Source organism: Haloarcula marina (assembly GCF_024218775.1).
In the GTDB taxonomy this organism is placed as follows: Archaea; Halobacteriota; Halobacteria; order Halobacteriales; family Haloarculaceae; genus Haloarcula; species Haloarcula marina.
The window spans coordinates 1265846-1284297 of the sequence record NZ_CP100404.1 but is presented as its reverse complement, the minus strand read 5'-3'; the positions used below and the strand labels follow the sequence as shown (position 1 = coordinate 1284297).

The window sequence follows — 18452 nt, the reverse complement described above, 5'->3', positions numbered from 1 at the left end:
TTGGTCCGCGAGCGTCAGTTGAACACGAGGTCGACGGTCAGCGCCCGCTCTAAGAGCGCGTCGTCGTAGAATTCGCTCGTCTGTCCGGGGTGGGCCTCGTCGATGGCACGGACCTTCACGACGGTGTTGGCGAAGTTCTTGTAGGTGGCCTCGTCGACCATCTGCCCGTCGACGACGACGGCCCCCGTCCCCTCGCGCTTGGCGTCGTTGAAGGCCTCTATCTTCGTGAGGTCGCGGTCCAGTTCCTCCGTCGTGGGCATGTGGATGCGGTTGGCCTGGACGGTCTGTTTGGGGTGGAGCGACCACGACCCGTCGATGCCGATGGTGGCCTCGCGTTCCACTTGGTCGGCGTAGCCCTCGGCGTTGTAGTAGGTGACACCCGCCCGTTCGTGGAACAGTTGGTCGAAGGGGCCGCCGATAGCGACGAGGTCGACGGCGCTCGTCTCGTTCGAGAGGGCTTCGAGCAGGCCGTCCCAGCGCGGTCGCTCGCCGTGGAGCGCCCGGCCGCCCAGTTCCGCCGTGTAGTCGACGGGGCCGAAGACGATGCCCGACAGTCTGGAATCGGCCGCGAACTGGCAGATTTCCCGAAGGTCCGACCGGGCGGCCGCGGTTTCAAGGATGATGGCCATCTCCAAGGCCCCGTCGTCGAGGCCCGCCTCGCGTTCGGCGTCGGCCAGCACCCCGGCGGCGTCCCGGACGTTTTCGAGGCGGCCGACCTTCGGGAAGACGATGCCGTCGAGGTGTTCGCCCACCTCGCTCGCGAGGCGACGGACCTGTTCGGTCCCGCGCTCGCGGAACTCGGGGCCGTCGTAGGCCCACTCGACGCGCGGGAGAATCTTCCCGGCGAAGTCGGGCGCGTGGTCGGGCAGGCGGTCGACGATGTTGTCGACGGCCTCGGCTTTCATCGACGGGGCCGTCCCGTCTTCGATGTCCGGCACGAGCCAATCGGGGGTCTGGAACCCCTCGCTGGTGAGGCCCGAATCGAGGAACTTCGCGCTGTTGTCCCGGGGGACGGCAGCGGGTGCGGTCTGGAAGGTTCGGCAGAGTCGTGTGTCGGTCATTGTCGGTGAACGAGTGCAGTTCTCCGGCCGGAGTAGACCGGGGTGCTGTGCTGATTGAAGGCGACGTGTTCGAAGGTGACCGCGCCCGCGTCGTCGGGACCCGAATCACCGTCGCAGTCGAGGACGCGGGTGAACCCGTAGACGGTGTCGCCGAGCGTGACGAACGAGTGGAACCGCTCGTCGTCGAAGCGACGTTCGCGGTAGGTCGCCTCGTCGGAGCGGGCGTGCGCCAGCGCGATAGAGCGAGTCACGTCGCCGTAGGCCACGATGTCGCCCGACGGCGAGTCGGCCATCTCGTCGCGGTTGTGGTGCTGACGGGCGGTGTTGAGCGTCGCCAGCGGCAGACCCGCGACCAGTTGGTCGTCCATCGTCCGCCCGCGTTCGTGGCGGTACGCGACGGCCGCCGACTTCGTCCGTGAGCGCCGCAGTGCGTCGCGGAAGTCCTCGAAGTACTCGCCGTCGGGAGCTATGAGCGTCTCCGGGAGGTCGGGACCGCCGTCGGGTTCCGGGTGCTTCTCGGCCGTTCCACCGTCCGTCGCCGTCGGTTCCCGCCGCGGAATCATGTTCGTCCGCTCGTAGGTCACCAGCGTCTCGCCGGTCACCCGGTCGCGGCCCTCCGTCTCCCACGTCACGATGCCGTAGTTCGGCCGCGAGGAGGAGGTCCGCGTCCCGACGACGCGGGAGGAGACGGCGAGTTCCGTCCCCGGGTACGCGGTCCGGTGGAACTCCACGTTCGTGCGACCGAGGAAGTACCCGCCCTTCTCCGAGAGGTCCTCGACGGTGATGCCCATCACGCAGGCGAGGAGGTAGTCCGGGTGGACCGGCGGGTCGTCGAACCCCCGTTCGCGGGCGGCGTCGGGCCGCCAGTACGCCGGGTCGTGATTGAGCGTCTGGCCCATCCACTGCTCGCTGCCGTGCTGTGAGAGGCGGAGTCCGGGGTCGTGGACGAGTTCGTCGCCGTTCTCGAAGAACTCGAAGTAGTGGCCCTTCTCCCGGGTCTCGGCGCGGTCGAGGAGCGTCTCGAACGTCGACTCGTCGGCGCAGTCGATGGCGTCGGGGGCCGACCAGTCCGTCATCGGTCCGTCCCCCCGTCGGGTCGCGCCTCGCGGCTATCGTCCGGTCGCCCGGCGGCGTGCCCGCGGGTCGTTCCCATCCGTGCGAGCGCCCGCCGCATCTCGTTCGTGACGACCATGAATCCCTCGTCGAAGCCCATCCCGGGCTTGGCGAGGACTTGGGCGGCGTCGGTGGCCAGGGCGACGTGGGCGCAGGCCCGCGCCGAGGTGACCGTTTCGTTGCACGTCCCGCCGAGGTACGCGCGGGTGTCCGTACCGTCGCAGTACAGCACCGCCTCCGCGGAGCGCTGGACACCGCCCAAGTCGGGCGTCTTCACCTGCACCACGTCCGCCGCGCCCGCGTCGACGAACGCCCGCACGTCCTCGAAGGTGTTGCACCACTCGTCGGCGACGATGTCGACGGCGACTCCCGCGCTCCGCAGGCCGTCGCGCAGTTCGGCCATCTGTTCGATTTGGGCCGCCCGGCCGCCAGCGTCCATCGGCCCCTCGACCTGGAGGGGGTACGGCGCGGCGGCCTCTCGAAGCGTCTCGAAGTAGTCCGTGACCTCGGCCCGGTCGTACGGCGGGCCGAACACCTTTCCGAGGATGCCGTACACGTCGACGTGGAACCGCGGGGCGTAGCTCTCGGGGCCGAGTTCGCCCGCGCGGTCCGAGAGCCACGCGAGGTAGTCGCGCAGTCCCTCCCCCGATTCACCGACCTTCTCGACGCTGTTGAACAGGCCGTGGGGGAGGACCGGAACGCCCTTGATGAGCATCTTCTCCGCGTTGGTCCGGCGCTCGTCGCCCGACTGGCCGAAGACGGGGACCGGACGCGTCGCGGGTTCGGTGTCGTAGGCCGCTGCGAGCACCGCCGTCGGCGTCTGTCCGCGCGCCCGAGCGGCGGCGTTCAGCAGGGCTTGAGAGACGCCGTACCGGACCGCCGTGTGCAGGCGGTCGCCGCCCGAGCGCGCGGGGTCGATGGCTTCGAGCGTCTCGGCGTTCTCGCGGAACAGCGTCGCGTCCCGCCCGCGCAGGGCGTCGGCGACGACGCCCTCCACGACCGGCCGGTACTCGCTGGCCCGAAAGAGCGGGTCTCGCCCGCCCGCACCGGAGTACTGGACCGCGGCGCAGTCGCCCGTGACCACCGACCCGTCGGCGAGTTCGAGTTCCACGATGAGACACTCACCGGCCTCTCGCACCCGGTCGAACCCCTCGGTGACCGGCGCGCCGTCGTAGGCGAACCCCTGCTGGGTCGCGCCGTCCTTGATGGCCCGCTGGTCGTCGAAGAAAAAGCCGGAGAGGCCCGGATAGGCGCGAATCGCCTCAATCCGCATCGCTCTTGCCTCCCCGTCCGCCGGTCGGTCGACCGATGAGTTTCCCGTCGCTGATGGCGTCCACGTCGTCGGCGACCATCCGGAACGACTGGTCGCGGCCCTCCGTGCGGGCGCGTTCGCCCAGTCGGGCCTTGTGGGTCTGTTTGATGTCGTCGGGCAACGCGAGGTCGGCGAACTCGAAGATGCGGACCCGGCCATCGTCGTCGCGGGCCGGGAGGACTGCCCCCGCCGCGGCGTCGCTGGGCGCGAATGGCACGTCCAGCGCGCCGGTCTCGAACGCGCGACAGACCCCTCGCGCCACGTCGCCGTCGCCGGCGTCGTAGATGGCGTCCATGAGCGCGCGTGTGGCCCGCTCGATGAGGCGTTGTTCCTCCTCGATGCCGCCGAGTTCGATGTCTTGCTCTATCATCATATCGATTAGCTGTCTCGTCGTCCGGAGTCCGGCGGCGTTGGCCTCCTTCGTCGGGACGCCCTGGAACTCCTGTGCGGACTTGGTGATGACCTTGTCCGGTTTGGCGACGGCCGCCGTCGCGCCGCCGAGGCTGATGACGCCGTTCGCGCGGGCCTCGTCGGGCGGGAATCCGCCCATCCACTCGTGGAAGACGGTGGTGACCGTGACGGCGTCGGGCAGGTACTCCTCGCCGAGTTTCCTGAGCGTGCGGAGCGCGGCCACGTCTTGGACGACGTTGCCGACCTGCCCGTAACCCAGCGTGAGCGACCGGACGCCCTGCGTCGCCGCGAGCTGTCCCTCGACGAGCATCACCGCGATGGCGATACACGGCGGAACGAGCGTCCCGGTCAGCGGGCCGAACGGTTCGCGGTTGATGGTGACGCCGCGCTCGGTGTACGCGCCGCAGAGGCGGTCCACGAACTGCCAGTGTTCGATGGTCGTCGCCAAGTCGTGCCGTTTCGTGTACGGGATGTTGTACGAGATGGGGCCGCCCTCGAAGGACTGGAAGCCCCCCGCGAGGGTGACCATCGCCAGCAGGCGCGCGTCGGGCGTGCCGTGGCGAACTTCGATGGGTGTATCGAGCGCCCGGACGAGGCGGCGGCAGTCCTCGACGCCGTGGTTGACGGCCGGAAAGCCGTTCAGTTCGTCCGTCTCGCTGTTGCGCGAGGCCGCGAGGCCTTCTTCCGCTTTCTCGTACTGGTTGTCCCGCGTGTAGGAGTCGATGGTCGTCGGCAGGAGGTCCGCGCCGCCCTCGTCCTGCAGATAGCGCAGGAGGTCTATCTGGGCTTCCAGACAGGGAACCCCGGCGCGGGGTTGGAGGAGCGGCTGGTCCGCCGTTTCGAGGACGCGGGCGAACCGCTTGCCCGCTGGCAGCGACTCGTGGAAGTCGACGGCCTCCTCGAAGTCGACCTGTCGGCCGGTCGGCCAGTCGTCCCGCAAGTCGTTGGCGATACGCTGTAGCTCGTCGGTGGGGAGTGGCGTGTCCGTGGGCATGGCCTTAGCTGTCGACCCTGACCCGTTCGCCCTCTGTGGTGGTGACGTTGAGGTCGCGCCGGAGGGTGGCGATAGCCTCTTCGGGGTCGGTCTCCGCGTCGAAGACGCGGTCGAAGCCCATCTCGCGGAACGTCTCGCGAGTGGTCTCGAAGTCGTCTTGGCCGACCGCGAGGTTCCCGCCGACGTAGGTCAGGACGTCGAGTCCCGCCTCCGTAAGCCGGTCGTGGAACCCCTCGCAGTCCTGCCGGGCGTGCCCGTACAGCGAGGAGACCAGTACAGCCTCGGCGTCGTGAGACTTAGCAGCGTCGACGAACTCGGCCTGTGACGTCTGGACACCGAGGTTTTCGACCTCGAAGCCAGCGGCCGAGAGCGCCTGCTCGAGAATCGTGATACCGACGACGTGGGCGTCGGATCCAATCACGCCGAGAATGACGGTCCGGGGCATGTACTACTGGGTGCTCACGGCGACCGTATAAACTTAATGGTCTTTCATGATAATATGCCCTTAGAGAATATATAATGATTTATCACCAAAGTTTATCAGGGTCCGACCGGTCCCCTGTTGCATGGGTGCGCTTGCCGACTTGCGTGTGCTCGACCTGACGCAAGTCCTGTCCGGACCGTACTGCACGATGCTGCTCGCGGACATGGGCGCGGACGTGGTAAAGGTCGAGCGACCCGGCGGCGACATGATTCGGTCGAACCCGCCGTTCGTCTCCGACCCCGACGCGGAGGCCTACGGTGGCTACTTCCAGAGCGTCAACCGCGGCAAGCGCTCGCTGGAACTCGACCTGCGGACCGACGAGGACCGCGCGGCGTTCCTCTCGCTGGTCGACCGGGCCGACGTGGTCGTCGAGAACTTCAAGGCCGGGACGATGGAGAAGTTCGACCTCGGCTACGAGACGCTCCGCGAGCGGAACCCACAGCTAATCTACTCCTCGATTCGGGGCTTCGGCGACCCGCGCACGGGTGAGACACACCGACAGGGCCAACCGTCGTTCGACCTCATCGCCCAGGCCTTGGGCGGCGTCATGGAGATAACTGGCCCCGAAGACGGCCCACCGACGAAGGTGGGGCCGGGCGTCGGCGACATCTTCACCGCGGCGCTGAACGCCGTGGGCATCCTCGCGGCCGTCCACCACCGCGAGCGAACGGGCGAGGGCCAGTACGTCGACACCGCGATGTACGACGCGATGGTGTCGCTGGCCGAGCGGAGCGTCTATCAGTACTCCTGTGACGGCGAGTCGCCGACCCGGCAGGGCAACTCCCACCCGACGCTGTTCCCGTACGACGCCTTCGAGGCCGCCGACGGCCACGTGGTCATCGCGGCGTTCAACGACCGCCACTGGCAGACCCTCTGTGAGGCGATGGACCGCCCCGACCTCGCCGCAGAGTACCCGACGACGCCGGACCGCCTCGAACACCGCGAGCAGTTGCGCGCGGAGTTGGCGGCGTGGACCCGCCAGCAGACGAGCGACGAACTGCTCGAACTGCTCGACGGCCGCGTCCCCGCCGCGCCGGTGCAGGACACCGCCGACGTGTTCGCGGACCCGCACGTCCACGCACGGGAGATGCTGGCCGACGTGGCGCAACCGGGGGCCGACGGCGAGATGACCGTCGCCGGAAGCCCCATCAAGATGAGCCAGACGAACCCGCGTCCGCGGGGACGTGCGCCCCTGCTTGACGAACATCGCGAGGAACTCCTAGGGGAGACCGAGTCGGCGGGGGACCGACAACCGGCCGAGAGCGACGACTGACGGCGGCGGCACTGGGGCCGACGCCAACGCTTTACCTCTACCCGACTGTCACTTCAGACGATGCTCGTCGAGGTGGCCCTGTTTCTGGTCGGGTTGGCGGCCCTCGTCGTCGGCGCGGACCGCGCGGTCACCGCGTCTGGCGACCTCGCGCTGTACTACGGCGTCTCGCCCTTCTTCATCGGGGTGACCGTCGTCTCCGTGGGTACGTCCGTCCCGGAGATGGTCACCTCGATATACGCGGCCTTCTACGGCGCTGGCGACCTCGTCGTCGGCAACATCGTCGGGTCCGAGACGGCCCAAATTACGCTCGCCATCGCCGTCGTCGCGTTCGTTTCCCCGTTCGTCGTCGAGCGCCGGAGCGTCCTCGTCTACGGGACGGCGATGATTCTCGCGATGATAATCATGATTCTGACGCTGGACGACGGCGTCATCGGCCGCGCCGAGGGCCTGTTGATGATGCTCGCGTACGTCCAGTTCATCTACACGCTGTACACCAACGAGGGCGGCGAGGAGATTACCGAGGAAGTCATCGAGGAACCCCGGTCGCCGCGCGAGACCCTCCCGTGGATTCTGGGGGGTCTGCTGTTGGTCGTCGTCGGCGGGCAACTGATGGTCACGAACGGCGTCGCCATCGCCAGAGTGGTCGGCCTCTCGGAGTTTTTCATCGGTCTGCTGACCGGCCTCGGGACGACTCTGCCCGAAATCTTCATCGCGGGTATCGCGGCCTACGAGGGGCGGAGCGGCATCTCCGTCGGGTCGATTCTCGGTAGCAACATCACCGACCCCGTCTTCTCGCTGGGTATCGGGGCCGTCTTCTTCGACGTTGCGGTGGGCGACCCCGCGACCATCATGCCGTCGCTGCTGTACATGCTCGGTGTCTCCATCGCCGTCCTCGGCCTGTTCTACTGGCGACGGGGCATCGACCGCCGCGCGGCCGTCGTCTGTCTGGCGCTCTACCTCCCTAGTTTCCTGGTGTTGTGAGCGGATAGTCGAACCCGGCGGTTCAAATACCGGGCCGCCCAACCCTGTCCCGATGCGGGATACGGCCTCGGCGGGCGGCGAGTCGTGGCGGCAGTACTTCGGCTTCGACGCCCCGTACGAGAACCAAGCCGACGCGATAGAGCGGGCTATCGAGGCCGGGAAGTCGCGCGGCTTCCTCGCGATGGAAGGCCCCTGCGGGACTGGCAAGACGATGGCAGCGCTGACTGCCGCCGCTCACCTCGTCAACGATACGGACCTCTACGACCGCGTCGTCGTCGTCACGCCGGTCAAACAGCAGTTACAGCAGTTCGTCGACGACCTGCGGACGCTGAACGCGGGCGTCGAGGACCCCCTCGACGGCATCGCGCTGGTGGGCAAGACAGACCTCTGTCCGTACGGGCGCGAGGGGAAGTTCCCCGAGGACGTGGGGACGCACGACCGCTGTGAGGACCTGCGGGAAGCGACGGCCCGCCTCGTCGAGGACGACGGGCGCGGCGACGGGGCTGCCGTCGCCGAGACAGCCATCCAGAGCGACATCGACGACGAGGACCAGTGGTGGGACCCGCGGAAGGGACAGGACCTCGCGGCGGCGGCCCGCCCCGACGCCGTCTCACAGACCCGACTCGGCGAGGACACGCTCTCGACGGCAGGCGCGGCCTCGCCGTACCGACCGGACCAACCGACCGCCCCGGAGTCGATGGCCGAGAGCGACGACCCGCCGCTGTACTGCCCCTTCGAGGCCGACTGGTACGCCCGGAACAAGGGGTCTCCGGTGGACTTCTCGGCGGGACCGAACAACGTGGTCACGCTGGAGAACTACCTCCCGGCGGCCGTCGAGCGCGGGACCTGCCCCCATCGCGTGATGAGCGTGATGCTGGAACGCGCGGACGTGGTGGTCGGCAACTACAACCACCTGTTCGACCCGACGGCCCGTCCCCTGCTGTCGTCGGTTCTCGACGACCGCACGTTCGTCGTCGTCGACGAGGCCCACCGCCTCGAAGAGCGCGTTCGTGACCTCCTCTCGGACCGACTCGGGAAACAGACCATCACGCAGGCGCGCAACGACTGCAACCTCCTCGTCCAGCGCGCCCAGCAGAGCGCCGACCACAAGAAACAGGTCCGCGAAGTGCTGTCGGCCCGCGAAGTGCCGCTGGAAGCCGTCGACCACGCCCGGAAGTTCTACGACGACTTGGGACGATGGCTGGACGACCGCGTGGGGTCGTTCCTCGACGCGGAACACGAGGGCTGGCGGGCGAATCCCGGAATGCTCCCCGAACGGGACCGCGAGATTCCGCTCCGGGACCCCGACACCGTCGAGCAGGACGAACTGACACAGTGGGCCGAGCAGAAAGGGTACGACGGGCAGTTGTGGCGCTCGCTCTCGAAAATCGGCGCGGCCGTCGAGGACGCCATCGACCAACTCGGTCTGACGCGCCAGCCCGTCTGTGCGGCCGTCGGCGTCATCGCCGGACAGTGGTGGGAACGGGACCACTCGACGTTCCTGCGGGAGATAGAACTCGAATACTCGCCGAACGAGGGGCGGACTACCGACGCCGACTACGAGGCCGTCTACACGCCCGGACTGCTCTGTTACAACTGCATGCCAGCGCTGGCGCTGCGGGACGTCTTCGACGAGTTGGGCGGCGGCGTGCTGATGAGCGCGACGTTGGAGCCGATGGACGTGTTCACGCGTGTCTCGGGGTTGGACGCGCTGGCCGAAACCGACGACGGCGACGACGAGGACGACCTGACGCGGTCGGTTCGCTCTGCGACCTACGACCTCCGGTTCCCGCCGGAAAACCGCGCGTCGTATATCGTCGACGCGCGGCCGTTCACCGCGCGCAACCGGGGCGACCCCGACGACATGAAACCGCTCGGGGAGAACTGGAACCCGACACGCGACGAGTACGCGCAGGCGTTGCGGGCGCTCGCTCGGTCACCCGGCAACGTCATGGTCGCGATGCCGAACTACCGGGAAGCGCGCTGGGCGGGTGCGTACCTACAGGAGGCCGTCGAGAAACCCGTCGTCGTCGACGAGTCCTCCACCAACGAGGAGACGGAGCGACGCAAACAGTCGTTCATCAGCGGCGAGGGGAAGGTGCTCGTCACCTCGACGCGCGGGACGCTGACCGAGGGCGTCGACTACGACGGCGAGAAACTGTCGACGTGCGCCGTCGTCGGCGTCCCACTGGTGAACATCGGGTCGCCCCGAGTGCGGGCGGTTCAGCGGGCCTATGGCGATGCGTTCGGTGAGGAGAACGCCTTCGAATACGCGTTGACCGTCCCGGCGGTTCGGCGTTCTCGACAGGCCATCGGGCGCGTCATCCGCGGAACTGAAGAAGTCGGCGTGCGCGCGTTCGTCGGCCGACGGTACACCCCCGACGGCCGCCACTCGGTCTACCGGTTCCTCCCGGAAGGCGAACGCGAGGAGTTCAAACGGATGACCACCGACTTCCTCGCGGGACAACTCGACCTGTTCTGGGACGGACACGCGTAAGCCCCGCAGGGCGTCTCGACGCCGTGATTAACCGGATTATTTCGTAGGCAACAAAAAGTATATACAAAATCGTTAGAGTGTTTCAAAGGATGCCCGAGTGTCAAAACTGTGGAGAGTTCGTAACGGAGCAGTACGTGCGGGTTTTCACACCAGAGTCTGCCGAGGCGCACGGCCCGCGGGTCTGCCCGAACTGCGAAGACAAACTCCGTGACGGGGCGGAGGTTCGAGAAGCGCGGTCCTCGCGACAGTAACGCCGCTCCCTTTTCGAGAAGTACACAAGTCGTGACCCACAGGCACAGGTATGAGCGACATCGACGTGCAAGCGGTCGACGACATCGACGCACCGACCGGCGTCGACGCCCCCGACTACGTCCTCTACGGCGGGAAAGGCGGCGTCGGCAAGACGACGTGTGCGGCGGCGACGGCGCTGGCCTCCGCGCGCGACGGAACGGCGACGCTCGTCGTCTCGACGGACCCGGCACACTCGCTGTCGGACACACTCGAAACCGAGATTCCGGCGACCCCGACACGCATCCGCGAAGATACGCCGCTGTACGCCGCCGAAATCGACCCCGAAGAAGCCGTCGGGGAGGGACCGCTCGGCATGGAGGAAGACGCGCTGGGTGGCCTCGGCGGGATGCTCGGCGGTGAGGGCGGGCCACTCGGCGAGGGCGACGGGACGGGTCCCGTCGGCGGCGACGACGGCCTCCTCGGCGGGTCGATGCCCGGCGCGGACGAGGCGGCGGCGATGCGCCTCCTGCTGGACTACGTGGACGACCCGCGGTTCGACCGCGTCGTGGTCGACACCGCGCCGACGGGCCACACCCTCCGCTTGCTCGAACTCCCGGAGACGATGGACTCGATGGTCGGGAAGATTCTCCAACTCCGCGAGCGGTTCTCGGGGATGATGGGCAACCTCACGGGGATGTTCGGCGGCGACGACGAGGACGTGGACCCCGAAGCGGGTATCGAAGACCTGCGGGAACTGAGCGAGCGCATCGAACACCTGCGCGGGATTCTCCGGGACCCCTCGAAGACGGACTTCCGCATCGTGATGGTCCCTGAAGAACTCTCCGTCGTCGAGTCCGAGCGGTTGCTAGGCCAACTTCGGGAGTTCGGCATCCCCGTCGGCACTATCGTCGTCAATCGCGTGATGCAAGACCCGAGCGAGGTGCTGGGCTACGACGTGGACATCGCCGGACCGAACCACGACGACTGCGAGTTCTGCGCTCGCCGGTGGGAAGTCCAGCAGGGCGCACTGGCCCGCGCACAGGACCTGTTCCGCGGTCACGAGGTCCGGCGGGTGCCCCTGTTCGCCGAGGAGGTCCACGGCGAACGACTGCTGGCCGTCGTCGCCGCCTGTCTCGACTAGTTGGTCAGTCGGCGGACGAGCGAGAACGCGGCGTCTCGCCAGCGAGCGGGGACGTGCCGTGCGAGAAGGAGAAGGTTCGCGCCCTCGCCGACCGGATACCGCGGTTCGGGGTCGCTGGCGCTGGCGGCGTCGCGAATCGTCAGTGCCACCGCGCCCGGCGTCACCGATATCGCGTCTCTGACGCCCGCGAGTCGCGCGTCTTCGCGCGTCCGATAGAGCCACTCGTACGCGCCGGTTCGCTCGGTGTCACGCTCGTCGTCTTCCTCCTCGTCGTACGTCTCCACTGGCCCCGGTTCGACGACGACCACGTCCACGTCGTGGGCCGCGGCCTCCATCCGTAGGGCGTCGCTCAGGCCTTCGAGCGCGAACTTCGAGGCGGCGTCGGCCCCCTGTCCCGGGAGCGCGAGTTGGCCGACCACGCCTGAGACGTTGACGATGGTCCCGTTTTCGCGGGCGCGCATGTGGGGCAACGCCTCGCGGACGAGACGGTGCGGCCCGAGGACGTTCGCGTCGAGTTGCGCTTCGAGGTCGGCGGTCGAGATGTCTTCGACGGCCCCGAACTGACTCGCACCGGCGCGGTTCACCAGGCAGTCGATTCGCCCCGCCTCGTCGACCACGTCCTCGACGACGCGTTCGCACTCGCGGGCGTTCGTCACGTCCAGTTCGGCGGTCCGACACCCGGCGTCGGCGAGGTCCGCGATATCGTCTTCGTCAGGGGCGGTCGCCCACACCGTCCAGTCGTCGTCCAGAAACGCCTCGGCGGTCGCCCGACCGACGGCCGAGTCCGCTTCCGTAATCAACACCGTCTTAGCCATGGATGGGGTGACACACGCCGGACAATTAAGCACCCCCGGTCCAGTCGCGGGTCAGTCCCCGCTCAGGCCACGTCGGACTTCACGTCGTCCGCGTACGCGTCTGCGAGTCGCGTCGGTTCCGGGAGTTTGTAGCCGCCCGCCGTCGCCAACACGAGGTCGGCGGCCGTCTCGGCGCTGACGCGGTGGCCGGGGCTGACGATGAGCGGGTTGACGTGGCGGTTCGGCGAGTCGTACTGGCGAGTCTGGACGGCGTAGCCGACGACAGTTCCCGCTTCGGTCGTCTCGTACTCCTCGTCGGCCTCGATGGGGACGCGCGTTCCCGCCGGAAGCTTCCCGTCGATAGACTCGCGCGGCCTACCACAGAGGAGGTTCTTCGCGACGCCGACGGTGGGCACGTCCAGCGTCACCCCGATATGCGTCGCCAGTCCGGCCTCCCGGTAGTGGATGCGACCGCTCCCGTCGACGAACACCACGTCGGGGTCGTGGGCCAACTGCTCGAACGCCGAGAGGATGGCCCCGCCCTCCCGGAACGAGAGGAGACCCGGGATATACGGAATCTCGGTCCGTTCGACGGCGTAGGTCCGTTCAACCACCTCGCGCCCGCGCAGGACGACGATGGCCGAGACGGTCCGGTCCCCGACGAACGCTTGGTCGACGCCCGCGACGAGCGGTCGGACAGGTTCGTCGCCTGTTTCACCGCCGCTCTCGTCGAGCGTCTGCTGTCCGGCCGGACCGTCGAGCCTGACGCTTGCCGGGTCGAACGCGAAGTCGTCCTCGAAAACCGCTTCGGCGGCGATGTTACGCTGGAGCGACTCCATCTCCGCCGTCGACAGCGACGGGTCGGGAACGAACTCGGGACGAACGATATCCATCGTCAGAAGGGACCGCGTCCGCCCGGCCCACCGGGACCGCCCGGACCCCCGGGACCGCCGCCGCCGAACTGTAACTGACTGGGGATGCGCATCTGGTTCTTGAACCGGTTACCGTACCACAGGCCGATTGCCAACCCGATGAGGTGGGCGGCGTGGGCGATGTTCCCGCCGAGAAGCCCCGTCGCGCCGGGCGAGAGCGACCCGAACACGCTGAGCAGGAGGTAGAATCCGGTGATAGCCCAGATGGGAACCGGGATGAGGAAGTACAGGTAGACGCGCAGACCGGGGTTCAACACCGTCAGGAACGCGAGGATGGCGAGCGCCGCGCCGCTCGCGCCGAGGACGCCGTAGGAACCCGTACTCTGGACGGCCTGCAGCCCTATTTGGCCGAGGCCAGCGAGCATTCCCGAGGCGAGGAAGAAGACTGTGTACCGCTTCGACCCTAGCTGTTGCTCGACGAGGCGGCCGAAGAAGTAGATGATGATGCCGTTGCCGAGGATGTGGTAGAAGGTAAACGGCTGGTGTGAGAAGACGGAGGTCACCCACGTCCAGACGTACAGCGGATTGTCCGGACTGAGGACGAACAGCGCCTGAAACAGCGCTCTGCTCCCCGTCGCGAGGATGACGACGTGTTCGAGGACGAAGACGACGGCCATCACCGCGAGGAAGAGGTAGGTCATGTTCCCGCGGAAGTACGCCAGTGGTCCGCCCGTCCCGGTGTTGAGGCCGAGTCGGTCGGTGACGCTCCGCGACTCGGCGGACTGTCGGCCGTTCACGCTGTCGTCGAAGCCGCTGTCGAAGACTCCCTTCGGGTCGTTCCAGTTGTCGAGACCTGGGCAGTCGTGGGCCTCGGGCAATCGGTGTTCGCCGCAGTAAGTCCCCCCGCAGTGCCCGCACTGGTAGGGCATGTTCTCCTGCTTCCCGCAGACGTCGCACTCCGACATTGCTCGTTCTTCGGGTGGACCGTGCAAAGGGATTGTGTTTGCGTGTCCGTACACTGACCGGCGCGGCGGCCTACTCGCCCGCTTCGGTTTCGTCCTCGGCGGTTCGGAGGACACCGATCCACGCCGGTGACCCGTCGTAGTCGATAGCGCCGCCGGAGAGTTCGACGGGCACGTCTTCGCCGTCGGCGCGCACGCCGGTGAACGTCGATTCGAACGAGTCCAGCGACCCGTGGTCGTCGGACTGGACGTACTCGAAGAAGCGCTCGGCTTCTCCCTCGGCGGTGATGCGAGCGGGCGACTCGCCGATGAGTTCGCTCTGCGTGTACCCGAAGGTCTCCGCGAGTTTGCGGTTCACGTAGACGAACGCCCGCTCTTGGATGATGCAGACGCCCGCAATCTCCTGTTCGACGAGGCGCTGGTACCACGACAGCGCGTTCCAGAACTGCTGTTCGGTCCGGTACTGCTCGACGGCGTTCTCGACTCTGTTGGCGAGGACTTCGTACTGCTCGGTCCCCGTCTCCTTCTGCATGTAGTCGGTCACGCCCGCCTGAATCGCCTCGCTGGCTATCGCCTCGCTCCCTTCGCCGGTAAAGAGGATAAACGGCACGTCCGGGTACTGCTCGCGGACGATTTCCAGGAACTCCAGCCCGTTGGTGTTGGGCATCTGGTAGTCGCTGACGATGCAGTCGACGCCCCCGTCGCGCAGGTGGTCCATCGCCGCGACGGCGCTCGTCTCCGTCACCACCGACAGGTCGTCGTTGATGCGTTCGAGGAACGTCTGAATCAGTTCCCCGATTTGCGGGTTGTCGTCGACGTGCAGGACCCGTATCTGCTGGTCTGACCGCACCTTCGCCAGCGGAATCGGAACCTCGGTCAGGACCTCCTCCGCCGACTCGGAGGACTGCGTCCGGATGAACGGTACGCGCTGTTGCGACGCGCGACCGCTCCCGCGGAGGATGTCCCGCGAGAGCGCTATCGTCTCGGTTCCCTGCGAGTGGCCGCCGTCGGCCGTCATCTGTGTCCTCCCAGTGCTGACACCGTCTGAACAGGAGCGCCAATCATAGTCATAATTTCATTGTCATGATGGCGGGCTGTCTCGCTCGGCGACCATCGATTCGCCGAAACCGCGAGACGCGACGGTTCCCATATGCGTCGTGTGCCATCTGTCTGAACTCTAGTCCCTTATTCGGTGGCCGGTCACAAAACGATACTGATAATGACGATAGTCACCAACCAACACACAGTAAGCTATGCCAAACGAATAGCGACGACGGTGTAGCCGCGGTACGTGCCGAGTTCGACCACCCTCATCTCGCTTTTCGCTCGGCCTTCGCATCTGCGGCCGAGCAGGAAAACATTTCCTCGCAGTGTAGAGTTGGTTTTTACTTAATCTCATTTTATATATGTCGGAACACTTCAAAAATATTTAATATAAATCCCCCTGATATTTTGGATGTACCATGTCCGACTCAAGCATGAAGGCGTACCTCGCAGAGCACCCCAAGATGACCGGCGCACTGTTCACGATTCTCCTCCTGCTGACGCAGGCCGGGAGCGCGGCGGCAGGTAACGGTGCGACTATTGCAGGCCCCTGAAACGACCAATTTACTCGCAGAAGGTTCGGTAGAGTATTTCGTACGATCTGCTTCTTAGAGGTTGTGTAACTTCTTCTCGATAAATTCAGGACTCCAGATAGATTCCTCACGAAATTTTATTGGAATATCTTCTAAGCAAAGGTAATTATAAAGCTCCTGTTTTGAAACGACAAACTCGTCAATGGGCCCAGATGCCAAATAATAGAGATTGTTCTTGCCGATGAAGGGCATGTGGATGCTACCAAGCCCTTTCTGGTCAGTCGGATAGGTCGTTATTTTCACGTTATATTCTTCGCTCACTTCTTCTATTTCGAGCAGATTTGGTGACCCACCTGCGGGTTGCGTCACCGTGATTCCCCCGTCGCCGACGACGATGTACTGGCCGCCGAGGATGCTCTCCTCGCGGGCGATGGTGAGCGCCGCGCGGAGTGGGAATCCGCTGTTCAGGAGGCGGGCGACGGATTCACCGATGGCGACTGCGCCGTCGTTCAGCACTTCGTTGAGCGTGACGATGCCACCGATTGCGCCGCGTTCGACGAGCGCAAGGCCCTGATTGTACGAGTTACAGGCGTTCAGGAGGAACGTGTCGACGCCGACGGCGTCGATGTCGCGGGCGTCGAGCGTGCCGTCTTCGCAGGTGAACCCGTCGTGGTCGGTGTGGCCGATGTAGTGGAAGAAGTCCGAGGATTTGCGGAGTTCGGCTTCGAGTTCGTCGGTGGTCAGGTTCTCGCGGACGGTGATGTCGAACGGCAGGTCCGAGCGGTTGCCGTACACCGCGTCGGCGATTTCCCGCTCTTCGGCCATGCGGGCGTCGTTCTGGACGACGGTGATGGCGATGTCGCCCTCGGTGGTCTCGCGGTCCAGTCGGTTCTCGAATGCCGCCTGGGTGAGTTTGCTCGCGCCGATGGGGATACGGTCGCCTATCCACGCCTGTTCCAGCGTCTGGTCGGACTGCGGTTCGACGTAGTCGGTAGTGCCAGAGTCGGCGTCGGCGTCGGCGCTCGCCGAGCGCGTGAAGTCGTTCGCGCGGGTGAGTTGCTGGTCGTAGCCCGCGGGCGCGCTGGTACCGGTCGTCGGGGCGGCCTGCGGCGTCCGGACGATAGCGAGGTCGTCGACCACGAACGGCAACTGCGTGGCGTGCTCCGCGAGCGGTTCGATGTGGGTGGTGAGTCGCCACTCGGGAACGTGGTCCGCGACCACGTCGTACGACACGCCGAGGTAGGCCGCGACCTGTTCGGAGAGCGGGCGGTCGTACAGGTCCGCGAAGTCGAGGTCGACGTAGGGTTCGACCGCGCGGCGCTCGTGGAGGTCGATTTCGTAGAACCCCTCCGTTCGGGTCACGCAGTCGAGGAAGAACAACTGCTTGAGGGTCCGTTCGACGGTGCGTTCGTACCCGTCGGGACCGGCCAGCGAATACTCGAAGCCGTCGTCGGTGAGAAGGCGTGGCGACGGCCCGGGACGAATCGACGCGCCGAGGTAGTACGAGAGCGGCGCGGCGACGAAGACGGACGGGAGGTCGGGCGGCAGTTCCAGCGTGATGCCGGTGTCGGGCCGCTCGATGGTGTCGGGAATGTCCAGCGAATCGCCGAGTTCGAGCGCTGGCGGATGCCCGCGGAGCGTCGGATACGACCGCTCGGGGTCGGTCGTCTTCAGCGCCGACCCGAACGTCTCGACGGCGGCCATCACGTCGAGGGGGTCCTCGGTGGTGGTGACCGTCGCCGCGGGACGTTCGTGCCGGGAGCGCGCGCCGACCCGAACGTCGACTTCCTCCGCGAACTCGATGCGCGTCTCCTCCATGGAGACGCTGACCTCGAAATCGGCGTGGACCCGGAGGTACGTCTTGATGCGCGTACAGAGGTCGATGCTGTAGGTGTCCGCGGGCACCTCGGCGGACTCGAACTGCTTGACCTCCGCAACCAGTCCGCCGTCGGCGTCGCGGACGTACACGGGAACGACCGTCGGCAAGACGATAGCGCTGGTGCGGATGTCGACGGCCGACCCCACCGGGAAGCGGAAGGTGTCGGTGCTCGCCGGCGTCGGCTGAACCGGGTCGGGGGTCAGGAGTCGGTAGCGCTGTCGCTCGACGGGGTCGATAACTTCGACCCCAGGGCATTCATCGAGCGGCGTGAACGTTAACCCCATCTTACCGACGGCTCCCGACGACAGTGTTCGGTTATACTATAGTAGGTTGCGAGAGCACGAAAAAGATACCGGCGATAGAACCGGGGGGGAACGAAGCGGGTAAAACCCCGTAGACCGAACGCGTTGGTAGTGCAAGAGTTCGAGCGCAAACAGTTGTTGGAGCGCATCGAACGGGAGGGCGCGACCGTGGGCGCGGCGATTCCCGACGAGATTACCGTGCAGGGCGACGAAATCGACCTCCAGTCGTTCGTGTTCGAAATCAAGCGCCGGGACACGATTCCGCGCGGCAAGCGCGAACGAGTCGACGAGGCGAAGAAGAACCTGCGACGCGAGCGCATCGAGCGCAAGGAACTGATAGCGGAGGGAGACATCTCCTTCGAGGAGGGCGAGGAACTCGCCAACGCCATCATCGGTATCGACCGGGCGTTGAACGCGCTGGAACAGCTCGGTCCCGCCAACCTCGAAGCGGAGGCGAAAGCCCAAGAGACGGCCGACACGAAGCGGTGGATGAAGTTCCTGCAGAAGGCGCTGGGCCACCAGGACGCGGACTCCGGCACGGGTCGTGCCGGGCGCGGGAGATAGAGAG

Annotated in this window: 17 protein-coding genes; 7 read left to right on the top strand and 10 right to left on the bottom strand. The window is 66.5% G+C overall.

The window, feature by feature from the left end; genetic code table 11:
- Positions 1 to 14 precede the first annotated feature (14 nt).
- From citE to glmS, 5 genes are read right to left on the bottom strand one after another with little or no spacing between them, the layout of a single operon-like run.
- On the bottom strand, positions 15 to 1061 hold the full coding sequence (gene citE, locus NJQ44_RS06675; RefSeq protein ID WP_254273905.1) for an L-malyl-CoA/beta-methylmalyl-CoA lyase: 1047 nt from the start codon (positions 1059 to 1061) through the stop codon (positions 15 to 17).
- Positions 1058 to 2137, bottom strand: coding sequence for a 2-methylfumaryl-CoA hydratase (mch, locus tag NJQ44_RS06670; RefSeq protein WP_254273904.1), 1080 nt, complete (start codon positions 2135 to 2137; stop codon positions 1058 to 1060). Before mch ends, citE begins: the two co-directional genes overlap by 4 nt.
- Entirely contained in the window at positions 2134 to 3447 is a 1314-nt protein-coding gene (locus NJQ44_RS06665) for a methylaspartate ammonia-lyase (RefSeq protein WP_254273903.1), read from the bottom strand. Before NJQ44_RS06665 ends, mch begins: the two co-directional genes overlap by 4 nt.
- The gene (locus tag NJQ44_RS06660; RefSeq protein ID WP_254273902.1) at positions 3437 to 4891 is read right to left on the bottom strand and encodes a methylaspartate mutase subunit E; all 1455 of its coding nucleotides are present in this window, start codon (positions 4889 to 4891) and stop codon (positions 3437 to 3439) included. The genes NJQ44_RS06665 and NJQ44_RS06660 overlap by 11 nt, the downstream gene beginning before the upstream one ends.
- Positions 4892 to 4895: 4 nt before the next feature.
- The gene (glmS, locus tag NJQ44_RS06655) at positions 4896 to 5336 is read right to left on the bottom strand and encodes a methylaspartate mutase subunit S (RefSeq protein ID WP_254273901.1); all 441 of its coding nucleotides are present in this window, start codon (positions 5334 to 5336) and stop codon (positions 4896 to 4898) included.
- Positions 5337 to 5457: 121 nt separating this feature from the next.
- Here glmS and mct point away from each other — a divergent pair, with 121 nt between their 5' ends.
- From mct to NJQ44_RS06635, 5 genes are all read left to right on the top strand, one after another.
- A complete protein-coding gene (gene mct / locus NJQ44_RS06650; RefSeq protein ID WP_254273900.1) occupies positions 5458 to 6648 on the top strand; it encodes a succinyl-CoA:mesaconate CoA-transferase in 1191 nt (396 codons plus the stop codon).
- Positions 6649 to 6708: 60 nt separating this feature from the next.
- Entirely contained in the window at positions 6709 to 7629 is a 921-nt protein-coding gene (locus NJQ44_RS06645) for a sodium:calcium antiporter (protein ID WP_254273899.1), read from the top strand.
- Between the two features lie 52 nt (positions 7630 to 7681).
- On the top strand, positions 7682 to 10126 hold the full coding sequence (locus tag NJQ44_RS06640) for an ATP-dependent DNA helicase (RefSeq protein ID WP_254273898.1): 2445 nt from the start codon (positions 7682 to 7684) through the stop codon (positions 10124 to 10126).
- 89 nt (positions 10127 to 10215) lie between these two features.
- A complete protein-coding gene (locus tag NJQ44_RS19555) occupies positions 10216 to 10377 on the top strand; it encodes a DUF7563 family protein (RefSeq protein WP_431357787.1) in 162 nt (53 codons plus the stop codon).
- A gap of 50 nt (positions 10378 to 10427) precedes the next feature.
- Positions 10428 to 11498 carry an ArsA family ATPase gene (locus NJQ44_RS06635; RefSeq protein WP_254273897.1) on the top strand — a complete coding sequence of 357 codons (1071 nt, stop codon included), beginning with the start codon at positions 10428 to 10430 and terminating at the stop codon, positions 11496 to 11498.
- Here NJQ44_RS06635 and NJQ44_RS06630 read toward each other — a convergent pair.
- The 4 genes from NJQ44_RS06630 to NJQ44_RS06615 all read right to left on the bottom strand — a co-directional run bounded on the left by NJQ44_RS06630 (position 11495) and on the right by NJQ44_RS06615 (position 15144).
- A complete protein-coding gene (locus NJQ44_RS06630) occupies positions 11495 to 12313 on the bottom strand; it encodes an SDR family NAD(P)-dependent oxidoreductase (RefSeq protein ID WP_254273896.1) in 819 nt (272 codons plus the stop codon). The two genes, NJQ44_RS06635 and NJQ44_RS06630, sit on opposite strands and share 4 nt — an antisense overlap.
- A gap of 62 nt (positions 12314 to 12375) precedes the next feature.
- Positions 12376 to 13185 (bottom strand): endonuclease V, encoded by an 810-nt coding sequence (locus NJQ44_RS06625; protein WP_254273895.1) that lies wholly within the window; start codon positions 13183 to 13185, stop codon positions 12376 to 12378.
- A gap of 2 nt (positions 13186 to 13187) precedes the next feature.
- Positions 13188 to 14129 (bottom strand): rhomboid family intramembrane serine protease, encoded by a 942-nt coding sequence (locus NJQ44_RS06620; protein ID WP_254273894.1) that lies wholly within the window; start codon positions 14127 to 14129, stop codon positions 13188 to 13190.
- A 70-nt stretch (positions 14130 to 14199) separates the two neighbouring features.
- Positions 14200 to 15144, bottom strand: a complete 945-nt coding sequence (locus NJQ44_RS06615) for a response regulator (protein WP_254273893.1) — start codon at positions 15142 to 15144, stop codon at positions 14200 to 14202.
- 445 nt (positions 15145 to 15589) lie between these two features.
- On the opposite strand from NJQ44_RS06615, the gene NJQ44_RS19460 reads away from it, so the two are divergent.
- A complete protein-coding gene (locus tag NJQ44_RS19460; protein WP_256557209.1) occupies positions 15590 to 15724 on the top strand; it encodes a DUF7503 family protein in 135 nt (44 codons plus the stop codon).
- Positions 15725 to 15778: 54 nt separating this feature from the next.
- On the opposite strand, the gene NJQ44_RS06610 is transcribed toward NJQ44_RS19460, so the two are convergent.
- The gene (locus NJQ44_RS06610; protein WP_254273892.1) at positions 15779 to 17866 is read right to left on the bottom strand and encodes a CHAT domain-containing protein; all 2088 of its coding nucleotides are present in this window, start codon (positions 17864 to 17866) and stop codon (positions 15779 to 15781) included.
- A gap of 129 nt (positions 17867 to 17995) precedes the next feature.
- Between NJQ44_RS06610 and NJQ44_RS06605 the strand changes: the two genes are divergently transcribed.
- Positions 17996 to 18448, top strand: coding sequence for a DUF5788 family protein (locus tag NJQ44_RS06605; RefSeq protein WP_254273891.1), 453 nt, complete (start codon positions 17996 to 17998; stop codon positions 18446 to 18448).
- The last annotated feature ends 4 nt before the right edge of the window (positions 18449 to 18452 follow it).

What these genes read in the sequence shown, in the direction of transcription:
- NJQ44_RS06640 (WP_254273898.1), top strand. Translation starts at nt 7,682, where the DNA reads ATGCGGGATACGGCCTCGGCGGGCGGCGAGTCGTGGCGGCAGTACTTC.
- citE (WP_254273905.1), bottom strand. Translation starts at nt 1,061, where the DNA reads ATGACCGACACACGACTCTGCCGAACCTTCCAGACCGCACCCGCTGCC.
- NJQ44_RS06625 (WP_254273895.1), bottom strand. Translation starts at nt 13,185, where the DNA reads ATGGATATCGTTCGTCCCGAGTTCGTTCCCGACCCGTCGCTGTCGACG.
- NJQ44_RS06610 (WP_254273892.1), bottom strand. Translation starts at nt 17,866, where the DNA reads ATGGGGTTAACGTTCACGCCGCTCGATGAATGCCCTGGGGTCGAAGTT.
- NJQ44_RS19460 (WP_256557209.1), top strand. Translation starts at nt 15,590, where the DNA reads ATGTCCGACTCAAGCATGAAGGCGTACCTCGCAGAGCACCCCAAGATG.
- NJQ44_RS06635 (WP_254273897.1), top strand. Translation starts at nt 10,428, where the DNA reads ATGAGCGACATCGACGTGCAAGCGGTCGACGACATCGACGCACCGACC.
- mct (WP_254273900.1), top strand. Translation starts at nt 5,458, where the DNA reads ATGGGTGCGCTTGCCGACTTGCGTGTGCTCGACCTGACGCAAGTCCTG.
- mch (WP_254273904.1), bottom strand. Translation starts at nt 2,137, where the DNA reads ATGACGGACTGGTCGGCCCCCGACGCCATCGACTGCGCCGACGAGTCG.
- NJQ44_RS06620 (WP_254273894.1), bottom strand. Translation starts at nt 14,129, where the DNA reads ATGTCGGAGTGCGACGTCTGCGGGAAGCAGGAGAACATGCCCTACCAG.
- NJQ44_RS06630 (WP_254273896.1), bottom strand. Translation starts at nt 12,313, where the DNA reads ATGGCTAAGACGGTGTTGATTACGGAAGCGGACTCGGCCGTCGGTCGG.
- NJQ44_RS06615 (WP_254273893.1), bottom strand. Translation starts at nt 15,144, where the DNA reads ATGACGGCCGACGGCGGCCACTCGCAGGGAACCGAGACGATAGCGCTC.
- NJQ44_RS19555 (WP_431357787.1), top strand. Translation starts at nt 10,216, where the DNA reads ATGCCCGAGTGTCAAAACTGTGGAGAGTTCGTAACGGAGCAGTACGTG.
- glmS (WP_254273901.1), bottom strand. Translation starts at nt 5,336, where the DNA reads ATGCCCCGGACCGTCATTCTCGGCGTGATTGGATCCGACGCCCACGTC.
- NJQ44_RS06645 (WP_254273899.1), top strand. Translation starts at nt 6,709, where the DNA reads ATGCTCGTCGAGGTGGCCCTGTTTCTGGTCGGGTTGGCGGCCCTCGTC.
- NJQ44_RS06665 (WP_254273903.1), bottom strand. Translation starts at nt 3,447, where the DNA reads ATGCGGATTGAGGCGATTCGCGCCTATCCGGGCCTCTCCGGCTTTTTC.
- NJQ44_RS06660 (WP_254273902.1), bottom strand. Translation starts at nt 4,891, where the DNA reads ATGCCCACGGACACGCCACTCCCCACCGACGAGCTACAGCGTATCGCC.